This window comes from Microbacterium sp. NPDC057741, from assembly GCF_042798735.1.
In the GTDB taxonomy this organism is placed as follows: Bacteria; Actinomycetota; Actinomycetes; order Actinomycetales; family Microbacteriaceae; genus Microbacterium.
This window is the reverse complement of the sequence record NZ_JBHVJW010000006.1, coordinates 77490-94653: the sequence shown is the minus strand read 5'-3', so window position 1 is coordinate 94653 and position 17164 is coordinate 77490. Positions and strand designations below refer to the sequence as shown.

Annotated in this window: 13 protein-coding genes; 6 read left to right on the top strand and 7 right to left on the bottom strand. The window is 68.8% G+C overall.

What is annotated here, in order from left to right; translation table 11 throughout:
- Positions 1 to 143: 143 nt before the first annotated feature.
- The 4 genes from ACFVDO_RS17135 to ACFVDO_RS17120 are packed head-to-tail and all read right to left on the bottom strand — an operon-like array spanning position 144 to position 5703.
- Positions 144 to 2078: a DUF2264 domain-containing protein gene (locus tag ACFVDO_RS17135; protein ID WP_378886872.1), complete on the bottom strand. Its 1935-nt coding sequence runs from the start codon at positions 2076 to 2078 to the stop codon at positions 144 to 146.
- Positions 2078 to 3709 carry an extracellular solute-binding protein gene (locus ACFVDO_RS17130; RefSeq protein ID WP_378857810.1) on the bottom strand — a complete coding sequence of 544 codons (1632 nt, stop codon included), beginning with the start codon at positions 3707 to 3709 and terminating at the stop codon, positions 2078 to 2080. The genes ACFVDO_RS17135 and ACFVDO_RS17130 overlap by 1 nt, the downstream gene beginning before the upstream one ends.
- Positions 3710 to 3752: 43 nt before the next feature.
- Complete coding sequence (locus tag ACFVDO_RS17125; RefSeq protein ID WP_378857811.1) at positions 3753 to 4697, bottom strand: carbohydrate ABC transporter permease; 945 nt, start codon at positions 4695 to 4697, stop codon at positions 3753 to 3755.
- Positions 4687 to 5703 (bottom strand): ABC transporter permease, encoded by a 1017-nt coding sequence (locus ACFVDO_RS17120; protein WP_378857812.1) that lies wholly within the window; start codon positions 5701 to 5703, stop codon positions 4687 to 4689. Before ACFVDO_RS17120 ends, ACFVDO_RS17125 begins: the two co-directional genes overlap by 11 nt.
- A gap of 203 nt (positions 5704 to 5906) precedes the next feature.
- On the opposite strand from ACFVDO_RS17120, the gene ACFVDO_RS17115 reads away from it, so the two are divergent.
- Both ACFVDO_RS17115 and ACFVDO_RS17110 read left to right on the top strand, forming a co-directional pair.
- Positions 5907 to 6914: a hydroxyacid dehydrogenase gene (locus ACFVDO_RS17115; protein ID WP_378857813.1), complete on the top strand. Its 1008-nt coding sequence runs from the start codon at positions 5907 to 5909 to the stop codon at positions 6912 to 6914.
- Positions 6915 to 6929: 15 nt separating this feature from the next.
- Positions 6930 to 8018 (top strand): LacI family DNA-binding transcriptional regulator, encoded by a 1089-nt coding sequence (locus ACFVDO_RS17110; RefSeq protein WP_378857814.1) that lies wholly within the window; start codon positions 6930 to 6932, stop codon positions 8016 to 8018.
- 141 nt (positions 8019 to 8159) lie between these two features.
- Here ACFVDO_RS17110 and ACFVDO_RS17105 read toward each other — a convergent pair whose 3' ends face one another.
- Positions 8160 to 9011: a LysR family transcriptional regulator gene (locus tag ACFVDO_RS17105; protein ID WP_378857815.1), complete on the bottom strand. Its 852-nt coding sequence runs from the start codon at positions 9009 to 9011 to the stop codon at positions 8160 to 8162.
- Positions 9012 to 9101: 90 nt separating this feature from the next.
- Between ACFVDO_RS17105 and ACFVDO_RS17100 the strand changes: the two genes are divergently transcribed.
- Together ACFVDO_RS17100 and ACFVDO_RS17095 are read left to right on the top strand one after the other, a co-directional pair.
- Complete coding sequence (locus ACFVDO_RS17100; RefSeq protein ID WP_378857816.1) at positions 9102 to 9950, top strand: alkaline phosphatase family protein; 849 nt, start codon at positions 9102 to 9104, stop codon at positions 9948 to 9950.
- A gap of 31 nt (positions 9951 to 9981) precedes the next feature.
- Positions 9982 to 10827 carry an EamA family transporter gene (locus ACFVDO_RS17095; RefSeq protein ID WP_378857817.1) on the top strand — a complete coding sequence of 282 codons (846 nt, stop codon included), beginning with the start codon at positions 9982 to 9984 and terminating at the stop codon, positions 10825 to 10827.
- A 139-nt stretch (positions 10828 to 10966) separates the two neighbouring features.
- Here ACFVDO_RS17095 and ACFVDO_RS17090 read toward each other — a convergent pair whose 3' ends face one another.
- Both ACFVDO_RS17090 and ACFVDO_RS17085 read right to left on the bottom strand, forming a co-directional pair.
- Positions 10967 to 11725 (bottom strand): MerR family transcriptional regulator, encoded by a 759-nt coding sequence (locus ACFVDO_RS17090; protein WP_378857818.1) that lies wholly within the window; start codon positions 11723 to 11725, stop codon positions 10967 to 10969.
- A gap of 61 nt (positions 11726 to 11786) precedes the next feature.
- Positions 11787 to 12302 carry a hypothetical protein gene (locus tag ACFVDO_RS17085; RefSeq protein ID WP_378857819.1) on the bottom strand — a complete coding sequence of 172 codons (516 nt, stop codon included), beginning with the start codon at positions 12300 to 12302 and terminating at the stop codon, positions 11787 to 11789.
- A 40-nt stretch (positions 12303 to 12342) separates the two neighbouring features.
- Here ACFVDO_RS17085 and ACFVDO_RS17080 point away from each other — a divergent pair, with 40 nt between their 5' ends.
- Both ACFVDO_RS17080 and ACFVDO_RS17075 read left to right on the top strand, forming a co-directional pair.
- Positions 12343 to 14754, top strand: coding sequence for a glycogen/starch/alpha-glucan phosphorylase (locus ACFVDO_RS17080; protein ID WP_378857820.1), 2412 nt, complete (start codon positions 12343 to 12345; stop codon positions 14752 to 14754).
- A 120-nt stretch (positions 14755 to 14874) separates the two neighbouring features.
- On the top strand, positions 14875 to 17082 hold the full coding sequence (locus ACFVDO_RS17075) for a M64 family metallopeptidase (RefSeq protein WP_378857821.1): 2208 nt from the start codon (positions 14875 to 14877) through the stop codon (positions 17080 to 17082).
- Positions 17083 to 17164: the final 82 nt, after the last annotated feature.

Genomic DNA, 17164 nt, shown 5'->3' with positions numbered 1-17164 from the left:
GCGCACCTCGACGGGAGAGCCCGCACTGCGGCTGCGGGTGGTCCAGGGGTTCGCTATCGCGGAAATGTCGTGGCTCCGATCTTCGTGTGTGTGCAGGTTCGCCTGCCCCGACGGTGAACACCCACCGTCGGGGCAGGACGCTTTCAGACCCGGCGCCCGTCGGGCCGTCCCGGCTGGCCGTCCCATTCGACGACGGTCCGCAGGTCGAGTACGACGTGGATGCCGTCTCCGGGCCATTCCACGGTGATCTGCGTGCCCTCGACCGCGACGACGGGGTCGGCGGGCGGTTGATCGCCCTCGCGCAGCAGACTGTGCAGCGCGACGTGGACGGTCTCATCCGTCGTCCGCGCGGCGGTGAGGACGGGGATGGCGGAGTGCTTCCCCATCGCGTTGGTCCCCTGGTGTGTGACCGTGTCCGCGGCATCCCAGCCGTGCAGACCGGTGAGCACCGCGCGATGCGCGCCGTTCGACACCTCGGCCCGCACGCCTGCGATCGCGTCGGTGAGCGGCTCGGCAGCGGCGAGCGCGAACGAGCCCTCCCGGATCCGGTCGTGCGACGCCGGCGCCATCACGAGATGCGCGCGCACCTCGGCGCCGCGATTCACGACCGATGCCGTGACGATGCATGCCCCGACGAGCAGCTTCCCGTCGATCTGCGGGTAGTGCACGGAAGCGCTCATCGGTCCGGCGGAGGTCTGGCCACGCAGCTTGACCCGCCGACTCGGGCGTCCGTCGTCGTCGAACAGTGTGATGTGCCCGTCGACCGCCGCCAGCCATCCGTCCGCCATCTCGGGGGCTGTGTGCGTGGAGTACGCGAACGACGCGTAGTGGGGGTCGTCGGGGTCCGGGATGCCGTGCGCCTGCACGGCGAGCTCGGCGTGATCGGAACCGTGGTTCACGAGGACCACCGGGGCGTCGCCGCCGGCCGTGCTCAGCGTCAGGCCGGTGCCGTCGAATGGGCGGGTGAATGCCGGGTGCTCGGAGGGCGCGGCATCCGCGGTCCACACGCGATGACCGGCGTCCAGCGAGAGACCCAGGAAGCCGATGCCGGCGAGGTACGGCGAGCCGAAGCCGCTGTAGTCCTGCATGGCGGGCAGGTACTCGTCGTACCAGCCCAGGCTCAGCTGCCCGTCGGCGCCGACACCATGCTGCACGAATCCCTCCAGCACCGAGGTGGCGACCTCGCGCGTGCGCGCCGGCGAGAGCGGGCTGACGCCCGAGATCTCTGCGCACCACAGCGGCGCGAGCGCCGCTGTGCGGTACGTCAGGGAGCGGCCGAAGTGCAGCAGGGCGCCGTCGGATGCCACGAACGACGGCATTCCGTCCACGAAAGCGGCGAGGCGCTCGAGGTGACGCCGCCCCTCGAAGGTCTCCGTGCGATCGGTCATCCGGTACCAGGCCCACAGGTACGGGTGGATGGCCCACGCGTTGTAGTAGTCGATCGCGTGCTCGGGCCCGTCGGTGTACCACCCGTCGCCGAGGTACCAGCCCTCGACCCTGGCGACGTTGCGCTCATTGCGCAGCCCGGATGCATCACCGTCGACGTGCCGGATGAACGCCTCCGCCATCGCCGGGAACAGCTGCCAGTTGTTCTGCCAGACCTCGCGCTGCGCGTGGTGCCGCAGCCAGGCGATCACCTGGCGCTGCTGCCTGGCATCCAGCCGTGACCAGAACCTGTCGCCGGCCGTGTACAGCCCGAAGGCGAGGTTCGCCCCCTCGACGATCGAGTTCGTGATGCCGGTGAGCGGAGTGCGGCAGGTCACGCCGAGCGGCCAGCGTGACGGATGCTCGGGATCGGTGCCGTCCACGAGCGCCTGGGCGTAGAACTCGACCAGCGCGTCGGCCTCGGCGTCATCCGCCGTGGCTCCCGCGATGCGGGAGGAGGCGAGCAGGAAGCTGCGGCCGATGGTCTCCATCGACTCGCGGCGCACGCCGTCGCCGGTCACCCGACCGGGGAGCACGACCCCGGCCGGGTCGTCCGCGCCGTGCTCGCGCACGGCGCGGAGCCACCGGTCGGCGGTCTCCGTCCAGAATCTGCGGGCGGAGGGGCCTGCTGTGGGGTCGTGCTCCATCGTCATCAGGCCTTCAGCGCCTTCTGGTACTCCTTGCGAATCTGGTCTCCGCCCGCCGAGCGCCAGGTCTTGATCGCGGCCTTGACATCGTCGAGGCTCTTGCGGCCCGCGATGAAGTCCTGCGCCGCGTCGCTGACGGGCTGACGGATCGTGCCGCCCTTCTGTGCGTTCGTCGGGCTGAACAGCGTGGCGGTCGGGTCCTCGACGCCGATCGGAATCAGGTTCGAGTACGTGGCGTGGGTCTTGCGGATGATCTCCTCCTGACCCGGCAGATACAGCACCGGGCTGGGCGCCGCGATGTACTTCCACGGAACCGTGGTGTCGCCGGCTGCGGCCGGCGTCGGCAGCGGGTTGCCCTTGTCGTCGAGCGTGTAGTCGGCGCCCTCGACGCCGTAGTTGATCAGCAGGTACTCCTCGCTGCCGAACGGTGCAGCGAGCAGATTCGCGATGCCGAGCAGCTTCTTGATCGAGGCCTTGTCGTTCTTCTTGAGCATCGTGCTGGCGAAGATGATGTTGTCCAGCCAGGCACTCGGCTTGCCGCCGTTCGCGGCGAAGGGCAGGAACGGCGCCGAGTCCGGCACGGTCGGGCCGTAGCCGTCGGACTTGAAGAAGGCGGGGAGGCCGTCGTAGATCTGCGCGACCTGCCCGTTGGTGAAGGCGTTCACCATCTGCGACTTCGTCCAGGCGTCACTGCCGGGCATGATGTAGCCGTCAGCCGCCGCCTTCTGCACGAACGAGATCGACTCGAGGTACTCATCGGTCTCGAACGAGTAGGTGAGCTTGCCGTCGTCGTCGCGCCACTGATTCGGCACGCCGAACAGCTGGTGGAAGGTGCTCAGGCCGAAGGCCGTGGACCCGAACGCCCACCGATTCGCCTTGGCGTTCGTGAGCTCCTTCATGACCGACAGGTACTCGTCGGCGTTCTTGATCTTCGAGGTGTCGGTGACGCCGGCGCCGCTGTAGAGCTTGGCGTTGTAGAAGCCGAGGCCGGCAGCGCCGCCGCGGGGGATCGGAAGGAAGTAGATCTTGCCGTCGCGCACGGTCTGACGCCAGTACAGCTCCGGGATCGCGGCGAGGTTCGGGTAGTCCTTGATCGCGTCGCCGGAGAGGAACGGAGTGAGGTCCTGGCACTTGGCCTGCAGGAAGCCGATGATGTCGGGGATCGAGGCGCCGTCGTTGAGCATCATGTCCGGGATGTCGTTGCCCGCGACGGTGGTGTTGAACTTCGTCGTGAAGTCATCGGCCGACACCGCGGTGATGTCGAGCTTCCCGCCCAGGCGCTTCTCGATCTCCTGCCAGGCGGGGTTCTTGTCACGGCTGTTCGGCGGCGGACCGAAGATGTTGGTGATCGCGGTGAAGCTCTCGCCGTTCAGCGGCGGTGTCTTCACCGTGCGCACCGGGTTGGCCGGGTAGTTGAAGTACGCCGCGGGGACGCCCTCGGCGGTGCCGGCCAGGTCGGGGGTGAACCCCTCGGCCTTGAGGAAAGTCGGCAGCTTGACGGAGTTGGAGTCCGACACGACGAGCTCCTGCTTCGTGCCGCAGCCGGCGAGCGAGCCGACGGCGGCGACGCTCAGCAGGCCGAAGCCTGCGACTTTCAAGAAGGTACGACGATCAGCGGCGATCTCGTTGATTGACATTTCCGGTCCTCTCTGAGGGTGGGGGTGTTCTGCGGGCCCGCGTTCAGCCCTTGACGGCGCCGGTGAGGACGCCCTTGGTGAAGTACTTCTGCAGGAAGGGATAGACGAGCAGGATCGGCACCAGGCTGATGACGACCACGGCCATCTGGATGGCCTGCGTGGGCGCCGCGATCTCGCCGACGGCACTCTGGTCGAGCGACGAGCCGAGCAGCACGTACTGCCGCAGCACCATGGCCAGCGGCCACTTGTCGTTGTTCACGTAGAGCATCGCGTTGAAGAAGGCGTTCCAGTAGCCGACCGCGTAGAACAGGCCGACCACGGCGATCACGGCCTTCGACAGCGGCAGCATCACATGCCAGAGGATGCGCAGATCGCCCGCACCGTCGAGGCGGGCCGCCTCGACGAGTTCAGACGGGATGCCCTTGAAGAACGACCGCACGATCACCAGGTTGAACGCTGACAGCGCAGTGGGCAGGATCAGCGCGGCGTAGGTGTTCAGAAGGCCGAGCTCCTTCACGACGAGGAAGGTCGGGATGATGCCGGGGGTGAACAGCATGGTCAGCAGGGCGGTCATCAGGAAGAAGTTGCCGCCCATCACGCCCTTGCGGCTCAGCCCGTACGCCATCATCACGGTGAGCGCGACCGACAGGGCGGTGCCGACGAGCGTGATGCCGATGCTGCGGACCAGCGCGTCCGTGACGATGCCGCCGGAGAGGATCGTCTTGTACGCGTCAAGGGTCGGGTGCTGAGGAATGAGCACGAACCCGTTGTTGGCTGCGATCTCCTGCTGTGTCGCGAGGCTGGTGCCGATCACCGTGAGGAACGGGTAGACGACCGCGATGCAGACGGCCAGGAGCACCAGCCCCTTCAGCCCCTGCATGGGGATGCTGGGCTTCTCCATCCAGACCGGGCGACGGGCCTTCAGCCGACGCGCGCCCTTCGTCCCGAGCCGCATGACCGTGGTCGGGGCATTCATCTCAACGCTCACGGGAGTACACCCCATCCTGTCCGAACAGGTGGGCGAGCTTGTTGGCGCCGAGCACCAGGAACAAGCCGACCACCCCCTTCACGAGCCCGACGGCGGCCGCCGTGCCCCATTGGCCATCGACGATGCCGTGGTAGTAGACGTAGGTGTCGAGCACCTCGCCGGCCTCGGCGCCGACGTTGTTGCGCTGCAGGATGATCTGCTCGAAGCCGACGGAGAGCGCAGATCCGAGATTCAGGATCAGCAGCAGCACGATGATCGGCATCATGCCGGGGATGGTGACGGCCCAGGTCCGCCGCCAGGGGCCGGCTCCGTCGATGGCGGCTGCCTCGTAGAGATCGTTGTCGATGCTCGCCAGCGCCGCCAGGAACATGATCGTGCCCCAGCCCGCGTCCTTCCAGATCGTCTGCACCGTGACAAGCAGCGGGAAGGTGTCGGGATTCGTCATCGGGCTGATGCTCGGCAGCCCGAGCGATTCGAACAGGTTGGGGATCACGCCGGTGGGCCCCAGAAGCTGGGTGAAGATCGAGATGATGATGACCCACCCCAGGAAGTGCGGCAGGTAGATCACGCTCTGCACGAACTTCTTCAGCCCCGGGGACATGATGCTGTTCAGCAGCAGCGCCAGCATGATCGGCACCGGGAAGAACAGGACCAGCTGCATGAGCGTGATGACCAGCGTGTTGCGCAGCGCGAACCAGAACGCCTGATCCGAGAACGCGGTCACGAAGTTGTCGAGCCCGACCCACACGCTGTCGATGAAGCCGAGGTAGGGCTGGTAGTCCTCGAACGCGATGATGTTGCCCGGGATCGGCAGCCAGTGGAAGACCACGAAGTACAGGAAGCCGGGCAGGATGAGCAGAAGCATCATCCGGTCGCGCCGGAACCGCGCGCCGAACGACAGCTTCCGCGCGCCGTGCCGGTCGATGCGCGGCGCCTTCCGGGCGTCCTTGCGCGGCGGCTCGGGCTCGGCCGCTTCTGGCCTGCTCGCGACGGGTGCTGATGTCACCGCATCCTCCGAACGTCTTTGGTGAGGGATGATCCATCGCTAGTAAGCGATTGCTATAGACGGTAACTCACGCTGATCGGAACTGTCAACGAGAGATCCGATCTCTGCCGTAGAAGTCGCCAATTCCACGATCTGGGCTGGCGATCCGATACGGTAACGTGATAGTAATCGCTTACTAGATTTCGATTCAACGGAGAGCACGAATGAGCTGGCACCCCCGCGTGGCGTTCGCCATGGACGAAGAGTCGCACGCCGCTGCGTTCCCGCCTGCGGTTCTCGCCGAGCTGCGCACGATCGCCGATGTGATCGACCCGCTTCCCCTGCCCGACCTCGACTCGGCACGGGCGCTGCGCGTGCTCGCCGAGACCGAGATCCTGATCACCGGCTGGGGCACACCGAGGGTCGATCCCACGATCGCCGAGAAGGCCCCTGGGCTGCGCGCGATCGTGCACGCCGCCGGCACGGTCCGGCTCTTCCTCGACCCGACCGTGTTCGACCTCGGCATCCGCGTGAGCAGTTGCGCGAGTGCCAACGCGATCCCCGTGGCCGAGTTCGCATTCGCCAGCACGGTGTTCGGACTCAAGCGCGCCAGCCGCTTCGCGGCGCAGCTGCGCGACACGAAGGCGATCCGCGACGTGCGTCCCATGCCGCAGATCGGAGCCTACCGAGTGGTGATCGGGGTGATCGGCGCCTCACGCGTGGGGCGCGAGCTGCTCCGCATGCTGCGCGCGCTGGACGCGAAGGTCCTGCTCAGCGATCCCTACGTGACCCCCGCCAGGGCCGCCGAGCTGGGGGCCGAGCTCGTCGACCTGGATGAGCTGTGCCGCCGCAGCGATGCGGTGACCGTGAACGCGCCTCTCACCGACTTGACCGCGGGGATGATCGGTGCGCGCGAGCTCTCCCTGATGCGCGACGGCACCGTGATCGTGAACACCGCCCGCGGCGCCCTGATAGACACACCGGCGCTGACCGCTGAGCTCGTGTCCGGGCGCCTCGACGCCTATCTCGACGTCGTGCACCCCGAGCCCCTGCCCGCTGACTCGCCGCTCTACGGCCTGCCGAACGTGGTGATCACTCCGCACATCGCCGGCGCCCTCGGCAATGAGATCGCACGGCTCGGCGAACTGGCCGTGGCGGAGGTCGGATGCTTCGCGGCGACTGGTAACTTCGAGCATGAAGTGCGCCCGGCGGACTTCGCGATCATGGCATAGCCGCCGAGGGGGATCGTGTCTTCGACATCCGACCATGCACAACGTCCGGTGCAGCGCCGCCCGGCGACGATCAGCGATGTCGCCGCGATGGCATCCGTGTCGACGGCGACGGTCTCGCGAGTGCTGAACGCGAACTACCCCGTCGCCGCGGGGACGCGCGAGCGCGTGATGCGCGCCGTGTCCAAGCTCGGATATGCCGCGAACGCGAACGCGAGGGCCCTCGCCCGCTCCGACACCCGCACCATCGGCATCATCGTGCCCGAACTCGTGGACCCGTTCTTCGGGTACATGGTGCGAGGGCTCGAGCAGGCGGCGCAGGCATCCGGGCGGCTGGCGATCATCGCGACCACCAGCGGGCACGGCCCGGGGCACGAGATGACCCTGATCGACCTGATGCAGGAGCGCCGCGTCGACGCCGTCATCCTGGTCAGCGGAACGCACGTGGACCTTCCGTACCAACGGCACCTGGTGCAGCGCGCCGAGGCGCTCGAGGCCATGGGCAGCCGGCTGGTGCTGTGCGCACATCCGGCCCTGACCATCCCCTCGCCCGCACGCTCCGTCGCCTACGACAACGAGGGCGGGGCGTTCGCCGTCACCGAGCATCTGATCGCGACGGGGCACCGGCGCATCGCGTTCGTCGGCGGCGAGCGCGGGATCCCGTCGATCTCCCGACGGCTGGACGGCTATCTGAGGGCGCTCTCCTCCCGCGGCATCGACGCCGATGAGGAGCTCATCCGCGCCGACGGCTTCGGCCGAGGGGCCGGATACGCGACGACTCGCGCACTGCTCGAGGACACTCCGGACGTGACGGCGATCTTCGCGGTGAACGACACGATCGCGGCGGGCGTCTACGACGCGCTCGGGGATGCCGGTGTGCGGATCCCCGACGACATGTCGGTGGTGGCCTACGACGACACCCCGCTGGCCGTCGACCTGTCGCCGAAGCTCACGACCGTGCATGTGCCGCTCGAGCAGATGGGACGTGAGGCGCTGCGCGCGGCGCTGTCCGATCATGACGCGTTCGCGCGCACTCCGGAGGACGACCTGATCCTGGGCACCTACCTCGTGCACCGCGACTCGGTTGCTCCCCCTCGCGCCCGCTGACCGCGATCCTCCCTCGTCCCGCGAGAAATCACTTGCCGCGTGAGAAACCACGTGGCGCATGGCTTCTCACGCCGCAGATGGTTTCTCACGCCGCAGATGGTTTCTCACGCCGCAGAGGCTTTCTCTCGGGTCGGGCCGGACTCAGGCCCGCAGCGCTGCCATCAGCGCGCGCCAGGCGACAGTACCCTCGAAGCCCGCCCGGCAGACCAGGTACTCGGTGAGCGCGATCGTAGGCCCGATCAGGTCGAGCATCACCAGACGCGGGTCGTCGAGCATCTCGTCCTCGGCGACGATCCCCACCCCCAGGCCGGATGCCACGGCCGCGACCACGGCCTCGCGGGTGTCCGCGGTCATCGCATAGGACAGCGGCACCCCGGCATCCGCCGCCGCGCGCTCGAGTGCGGCCCGCGTGACACTCCCCCGCTCCCGGCCGATCAGGGGCTCGCCGGCGAGCTCGACGAGCGGGAACTGCTTGCCGCCGGCACGCGGATGATCGGTGCGGACGACGGCGACGAGCTCCTGCTCGCGCAGCACGATCCGGTGCAGAGCGGGGTCCTCGGGCACCTCCGCCGCCACGCCGATCTCCGACGCCCCGCTGCGCACGGCCGCGAGCGCCTCCGTCGCGTTCCCGCCGGTCACGGCGAACCGCAGATCCGGATGCGCGGCGCGCATGCGCGCGAGCAGCGGCATGAGGTATCCGGGGGCGTCGGCTGCGATCCGCAGTGGCTCTCCGCCGAGGCGCTCGGCCTGTGCGAGGCGCTGCTCGGCGCGGTCGGCGAGCGCGAACAGCGGCCGCGTGATCTCATGCAGCGCGGCTCCCTCAGGCGTCGGCTCGCCCGTGGATCGGTCGACCAGGCGCAGCCCGCGTGCCTTCTCGAGCGCCGAGAGCTGGGCCGACACCGCCGGCTGGCTGACGCCGAGGACGCGGGCCGCTGCGGCGAATCCGCCCTGGGAGATCACCGCTTCGAAGACGCGGAGCTGCGTGAGGGTCATAAGTTCACCTTATGTTCACATAACTGCGGTTGTGCATTCAGCTCGCGAGCGTCCACCTAGCGTTGATGCGTACCCGAGGAGAGGATCGCGATGAACTCGCAGCATGTGCTGATCGTGGGATGGGACGGCGTGCGCGACGACGTGCTCCGTTCCGTTCGCACCCCGCACCTCGACGCACTCGCCGCACGGGGCTTCCTCGCCACCGTGCGCGTGCACGATGCGAATCCGACGATCTCCGGCCCCGTGTGGTCCACGATGGCCACCGGCGTGTATCGCGACAGGCACGGCGTGCACGACAACGACTTCCGCCAGAACGCATTCGACCGGCATCCCGATCTGCTTCGCCGGGTGCGTGAGGCGCTGCCTGGCGCCACGACCTTCGCCGCGGGCGCCTGGGCGCCGCTCGTCGAAGAGATGTCCGGTGGCCCGCTGTTCCACGAAGGCGGCTACCGCCCGCCGCTGCCTGCGGGCATCGAGGACACCGACGCGCTCGACCAGATCGCCGCGATGGATGAGTCGGTCACCGCCCGCGTGGCCAGAGAGCTCCTCGGCGCCGATCACACGGCGGTCTTCGCCTACCAGCTGCTGCCAGACATGGTCGGGCACACCGAGGGCGTCACCGACCGGTATCGCACCGCGATCGAGGCCTGCGACGCGCATCTCGGTGCACTGCTCGCCGCGATCGATGCCCGCCCCGCGCACGCCGACGAGGAATGGACCGTCATCGTCCTGACCGACCACGGCCACCGCGACACCGGGCACCACGGCGGGGACAGCGACGAGGAGCGTCTGGCCTGGATCGCGGCTGCGGGGCCAGGCATCCACCCGGGTTCGCAGCCGGCGGTCGATCACGCCGATGTGCTGCCGCATGTGCTGGCGGCGCTGGGCCTGCCCGCAGATGATGAGCTGCCCGGGTTCCCGTTCGGCGGACGGCCGTGACACCGGCCCGGCCCTCGGCCGCGAACGCGGCATGAGCGCCGTCGTCCTTCTCGCCGTGCTCGGCTCGGCGGTGATGCACGGCAGCTGGAACGCGATCGCGAAGGCGATCCCCGACCGGCTGGTGTCCTCGTCGCTGATCGGCCTCGTCTATCTCGTGCTCGGCGGCGTCGGCTGTCTGCTGCTGCCACTCCCGGACGCGGCATCGTGGCCGGCGCTGCTGATCTCGGTCGTCCTGCAGACCGCCTACCTGATCCTGCTCACCGCCGCCTACGCGCACAGCGACTTCGGCGTCGCCTACCCGCTCACCCGCGGACTCGCGGTGCTCGGCGTGACCGTGCTCGCCGTGACGATGCTCGGCGAGCGACTCACCGCCCTGCAGTTCGCCGGCGTCGCGATCGTCATGGGCGCACTGTTCACACTCGCCTTCGCCCGGCGGCAGCGCACCTCGCGGCGCGGGATGCTGCTGGCAGTCGCGGTCGGCGCATGCGTCACGGCGTACTCCTTCGTGGACGGGCTCGGGGTGCGGGCATCCGGCGCGCCGCTGAGCTACGCGGCCTGGCTGTTCTTCCTGCAGGGCGTGACCATCCCGCTGTGCTGTCTGCTGCTCGCCCGCGACCGCCGCGCACACGTGGCCGGTCTGCGCCGGCACGCGCCGGTCGGCGCGATCGGCGGCGTCCTGTCGCTGGTCGCGTACACCATCGTGGTGTGGGCGCAGTCGATCGCGCCGCTCGCCCTGGTGTCGGCGCTGCGCGAGACCGGCGTGGTCGCGGCAGGGCTGATCGGGCTGCTGGTGTTCAAGGAGAAGCCGGGCGCCGTCGGCATCACGGCGACCGTCGCCGCGGCACTGGGCATCGTCGCGATCCGGCTCGGGATGTAGCCTTCCGGTCGCAGTCCGTCCCGGAACCGGCGGGTGACGCGCGTGCCCATCTTCGGATGCCGCAGCACGACGCGCCGGGATCCGTGAGGATTCACCGGCGCGTCGCGCGTCTCATCCGAAGTTGAGCACCTCGGCGGGCTTACAGGTTCGCGTCGGCGTACACGCGCAGCGCGTCGCGGACGAACTCCGCGCCCTGCGCGCCGCCGTAGTTCGCGCCGAAGCGCGGGTCTGCGACGTACATCTCGCCGAGGCCGATCACGTAGCCCTTGATGTCGCCGCCGGGGGCGGCGGCAGGGGTGCCGGGCACTCCGCTGAGCCACTCGACGTGCCGGCGCGCCAGCGCCTGCGCCTCGTCGGATGCCGGGTCGATGTCGCTCTCGGCGGCCGCGATCCAGTCGCGGTTCAGGTCCGAGACGCGCTTCTTCCAGGCATCCTGTTCGGCGGAGGACATGCCGCGCCACCAGCGGTCGCCGTCGGCGTAGGCCTTCTGGCCCCAGCGCTCCTCGACCTCCTCCTTGTACTGCGTGTGATCGAACCCGTCGAACATGTTCTCTGCCATGAGGGTTCCTCCTTCTGTCAATGCGGTGATGGTGTTCTCGACGGAGGCGATCTGCCGTGCGAGCCGCTCCTGCTCCTGCCGGAGCAGGGCGAGGTGCGTCTCGAGGGCGGATGCCTCGGACCTCTCGCGCTCGATGACCTCGGCCACCTGCGGCAGCCCGAGTCCGAGCTCTCGCAGCAGCAGGATGCGCTGCAGGCGCACCAGGGCGGCGTCGTCGTAGTGGCGATAGCCGTTGGATGCCACCCGCGTGGGCTTCAGCAGACCGATGTCGTCATAGTGCCGCAGCGTTCTGCTGGTGGTGCCCGCGAGCCGGGCGATCTCCTGGATCGACCAGTCCATGGCGTCCTCCTTCCGTCGTAGTCTCCACGGTAGAAGTTGACGCTGCGTCAATGTCAAGCGCTCAGTGGATGAGCGCCTTCGCAAGGATGATCACGACGCCGAACGCCGCCGTGGTCAGCGCCCCGAGCAGTCGGATGTACCAGGGCGCGCCGCGGCGCCGGAACGCGATGTAGCCGAGCACCGCCAGCACCGCGACACACATCCACAGCGCCAGCCAGATGGTCAGCTTGTCGCTGATCAGGCGCGCGCTTCCCATCAGGAGGATCAGCAGTGGGATCAACGATGAGAGCAGCAGCCCGAGCGAGCGCCGCAACGCGACGCGGAACGACTCGCCGAGGCTCACGACGCGGTCGCGATCCAGGCCGTGCCCGGCGACGGTGCCGGCGTACAGATGCGCCAGCCAGAACACGATCACGGTGACCAGCACGGTCCAGAACACCTTCAACGAGGTCGCACCGTGCGCACCCGAGACGGCGATCATGCCGGCGACGAGGATGACGCCGTAGACGGCCTCCTCGGTCGCGAAACTCGCGCGCAGCAGGCGCGCTGCGGGGGATTCAGTACTGCGTTCAGGCACGCACCAAGAATACGAGCCCAGCCCGGGTTACGGTCGTAGGGTGACCGCACCCGAGAGCACCCGCCCGAGGCATCCGCTCGCCCTCGCGAACGTGATCGCGCCGCCTGCAACGGTCGACGGGTTCGTCGCCGAGTTCCTGCTGAATCTCGCGCAGGATCGCGGGGTCACCCTGGCCGATTCGACCGTCGACGACCGCTATCTCGCCCTGGTGCGCACCGTGCGCGGCCACCTCGCCGCCCGGCGTCTCGAGACCGAGCGCGCACCGCGTGACAGAAAGACGATCTGCTATCTCTCGGCCGAGTACCTGCTCGGTCGCCAACTCGACAATGCGCTGCTCACCACCGGTCTCGCGGATGTCGCTGCCGAGGCGCTGGACGCCTGCGGCGTGGACCTCGACGAGCTGCGCGCGCACGAGATCGAGCCCGGACTCGGCAACGGCGGCCTGGGCCGGCTGGCCGCCTGCTTCGTCGACTCGATGGCCACGCTCGGCGTGCCGAGCATCGGCTACGGCATCCGCTACGAATACGGCATCTTCCGGCAGACGTTCGAGCACGGGCAGCAGGCGGAGCACCCGGATGCGTGGATGCGCGGCGGCTCGCCGTGGGAGTTCCCCCGCCCTGATCGGTCGCGCACGATCCGGTTCGGCGCCGGGGACGCCGGCTGGGCGGTGCGTGCCGTGCCCCACGACTTCATCGTGCCGGGGTACCTCAGCGGTGCCGGCATCCTGCGGCTGTGGAGTGCGGAGGCGCTCGAGCCTCTCGACCTGCCGGCGTTCAACGCCGGCGACTACGAACGCGCGGTGCGTGCGAAGACGTTCGCCGAGAACATCTCGAAGGTGCTCTACCCCGACGACTCCACCCCGCAGGGCAGGCGGCTGCGACTGCAGCAGCAGTACTTCTTCGCGGCGGCATCGGTCGGCGACGTCGTCGACGACCTGCTCGCCTCCGGCGGGTCGCTGGACGAACTTCCCGAGCGGGCGATCTTCCAGCTCAACGACACGCACCCCGTGATCGCGGTGCCCGAGCTGATGCGTGTGCTGGTCGACGAGCACGGCATGGCGTGGGATGCCGCGTGGGCGATCACGCAGCGCTGCTTCGCCTACACGTGCCACACGCTGCTGCCCGAGGCACTCGAGGTCTGGCCGGTGGACCTGCTGCGCGACCTGCTGCCGCGGCACCTCGACATCATCTACCGGATCAACGAGGAGTTCCTCGTCGCCGTGCGCGAGCGGTTCGGCGAGGAGCGCGTCGCCGCCATGTCGATCATCGCGGAGAGCCCGGTGCGCGCCGTGCGGATGGCGCACCTCGCGACGATCGCCGGTGCGAGGGTGAACGGCGTCGCCGAGCTGCACTCGGAGCTGCTGCGCGACACGGTGCTGCCCGACTTCGCCGAGTTCTCGCCGGAGAAGTTCACGAACGTCACCAACGGCGTGACGCCTCGCCGCTTCCTGCGGCTGGCGAACCCCGCCCTGTCCGCGCTGATCACCGAGGCGATCGGCGACGGCTGGCTGACCGACCTGGAGCGGCTGCGCGAGCTGGAGCCGTTCGCCGAGGATGCCGGGTTCCGCAGCGCGTTCGCACAGGTGAAGGCGGGCAACAAGCGGCGCCTGAACGAGGTGCTGCGGGTTCGCGACCGCACCGAGATCGACGAGATCCACCTGCTCGACGTGATGGTCAAGCGGCTGCACGAGTACAAGAGACAGCTGCTGAGGGTGCTGCACGTCGTGGACACCTACCAGGGCGTGGTCTCGGGCCGCGTCCCGGCATCCGCTCTGCAGCCGCGCACGGTGCTGTTCGGTGCGAAGGCGGCGCCGGGGTACGTCATGGCGAAGCGGATCATCCATCTGATCAGTGCCGTCGCAGACGTCGTCAACGCCGATGAGCGGCTCGAGGGCAGCCTGCGCGTGCTGTATCCGGCGAACTACGACGTGACGCTGGCCGAGAGCGTGATCCCCGCGGCGGATCTGTCGGAGCAGATCTCGCAGGCCGGCAAGGAGGCCTCGGGCACCGGCAACATGAAACTCGCGCTGAACGGCGCGCTGACGATCGGCACCGACGACGGCGCGAACGTCGAGATCCGCGAGCGGGTCGGCGATGAGAACTTCTTCCTGTTCGGCATGACAGAACCCGAGGTCGCCGCACTCGCACCGGTCTACCGGCCAGGCGAGGCGGTGGATGCCGGGGCGCGCCGCGCCCTGGATCTGATCGCCTCCGGAGCGTTCTCCGACGGCGACCGCGCGGTGTTCGAGCCGATCGTCACGAACCTGCTCACCGAGGACAGGTACATGGTGCTGGCCGACTACCACGCCTACGCCGAGGCGCAGCAGCGCGTGGACGCCGCCTACGCGGATCAGGATGCCTGGACGCGGTCCGCCGTGCTGAACGTGGCGCGCAGCGGGCACTTCTCCTCCGACCGGGCGATCCGCGACTACCTGGCGCGCATCTGGGCCTGATCCTCGCCTCGCGAACCGTCCCCTTTGTCGATCGGTAACGATCGATAAAACGATCCATTCGTCACGATCGATCACGATAGCCTCGTGCCGAACCGTCGGATCTCAGCGAGGAGAAAGAACGTGACCACACGATCGAAGACGATCGCCGGAATGACGGTGGGAGCCCTGCTCGCCGTCGGCATGCTGATGGCTCCGGCCGCCGGCGCCGCTCCGGTGACACCGCCCAAGGCCGCCGCGGCGACGACCGCCTACGACACGGCCGATGCGACCGTCGTCCCCGTCCACATCAGCGGCGACCCCGCCAAGCGCTGGAACCTCGTCGTGCTCGGCGACGGATTCACCGCCGATGAGATGGGTGAGTTCGACGCGGCCGTCGAACGGCACATGAACGTGATGTTCAGCCTGGAGCCCTACCGCAGCTACAAGAACTACATCAACGTGTACGCGGTGCGCATCCCGTCCAAGGACTCGGGCACCTCGTGCGAGGACGGCCCGGACGGCGCGCGACTCGACACGCCCCTGAACATGCGCTTCTGGAGCGGCTGCAGCAAGACCGGTATCGAGCGCCTGCTCGTCATGGACAACACGGCCGCCAAGCGGTATGCCGCGCTCGCCCCGAAGGCCGACCAGATCCTCGCTCTCTCGAACAGCTCGCTCTACGGCGGCGCCGGCGGCTCGTACGCCACGGCCAGCGCGAACAACGCCATGTCGGCGCTGATCTCGCCCCACGAGCTCGGTCACTCGTTCGGCAGTCTGCAGGACGAGTACGACTACTACAGCCGCGGCACCACGACCGGCCCGTACACCGGGGCCGAGCCGTCGTCGAAGCACCACACGATCATGACGGTCGACGAGATGGCCGAGAAGAAGGCGAAGTGGTGGCGCTGGCTCGGCGAGTTCAGCGAGTCCGGCGGCGTCATCGGCACCTACGAGGGCGGCCAGTACTCGAGCACCGGCATCTGGCGGCCGAGCCAGCACAGCATGATGAAGTCACTCGGGTTCTACATGGACCAGATCTCGCGGGAGATCGTTGCCGCGAACATCTCGGCCTCGATCTCGCTGGTCGACGAGTCCACCCCGACCGACAAGCCCGTCGCCCGCGACGGCAAGGTCTTCATCGACACCGTCTACCCCGTCTACCACTCCCTGGATGTGACGTGGTCGGTCAACGGCACCGCGGTGCCCTCCGTGAGCGATGACCGGGTCGTCGACGTCAAGGCGCTCCGAGCCCGCCCGGGTGACGTGATCGAGGCGAAGGTCGTCGACCCCACCGACTTCGTGCGCGACCCGAAGCTGCGCGACGACAAGATGACCGAGACGCTGTCGTGGACGGTCGGCGAGCAGAAGTCCTCGGGCCCGGATGTCGCTGCGAACGTGATCCGTCAGCACACGCCGAACGCCACGCCGGTCGGCGACCAGGACGTGCTCTGGGTGCACACCAGCCACCCGGCCGGCGACCGTCAGGTCATCGAGTGGCGCATCGACAACGGCACGCCGGGCGGCGCGCTGCTGGGCCGTGACCCGCAGCTCGACCTGTCGAAGCAGAAGCTGCCCGCCGGCGCGACGGTCAAGGTCTCAGTCTTCGACCGCACCGACCGTCACGCCATGACGCAGGTGAGCTGGAAGGTCGACAACGTCGCCCCGAGCACGAACCCCGTCGTGGGCGAGGCGGTCTCGTCGAGCATCGACGCGGACGGCGTGCGGCACTACGTCGCCGACGACACGTTCACGATGGACCTGAACGGCACCGACGATCAGGCCGGCTACGTGGTGAGCGAGTTCCGCGTGGACGGCGACGGATGGCACCACTACTACGGCTGGCCGAGCGACTCGACCGCGCCGTTCCGGTTCACCCCCACCGGGATCAACGTGGACGACCTGGTCTACGGCAACCTCGGCACCGACGGCATCTCGCTGTCGCCGTTCCACAAGCGCACTCCCGGCTACGGCACCCACGAGATCGAGTACCGGTCGACCGACGCCGCGGGCAACATCGCCGACGCGGGGACGTTCCGCGTCACGGTGCGCGACCCGAAGGCGACGACCGACGGCGCCCTGTCGGCCACGGCGTTCGCGCAGTGCCGCGCCGGCCATGTCAGCGTCGACCTCACGGTCAAGAACAAGGGCACGACCGTCGTCGACGCGACCGCGACCGGCGCGATCGGCAGCGCGAGCCTGGCCGGCATCGCGCCCGGGGCGACCGCGAAGGCCACGGTCAGCACCGACCGCCTGGCCGTCGAGAACGGCGAGATCATCGTGAAGGCGAGCGGCGGTGCGACGCCGGTGACCATCACGATCCCGCAGAACCGGTACGCCTGCCACGGCTGACGGACCGAGTTCCCTCCGAGACCCCGCTCTCGGCGTGAGACCCACGTGCTGCACGTGGATCTCAGGCCGGCAGCGGGGTCTC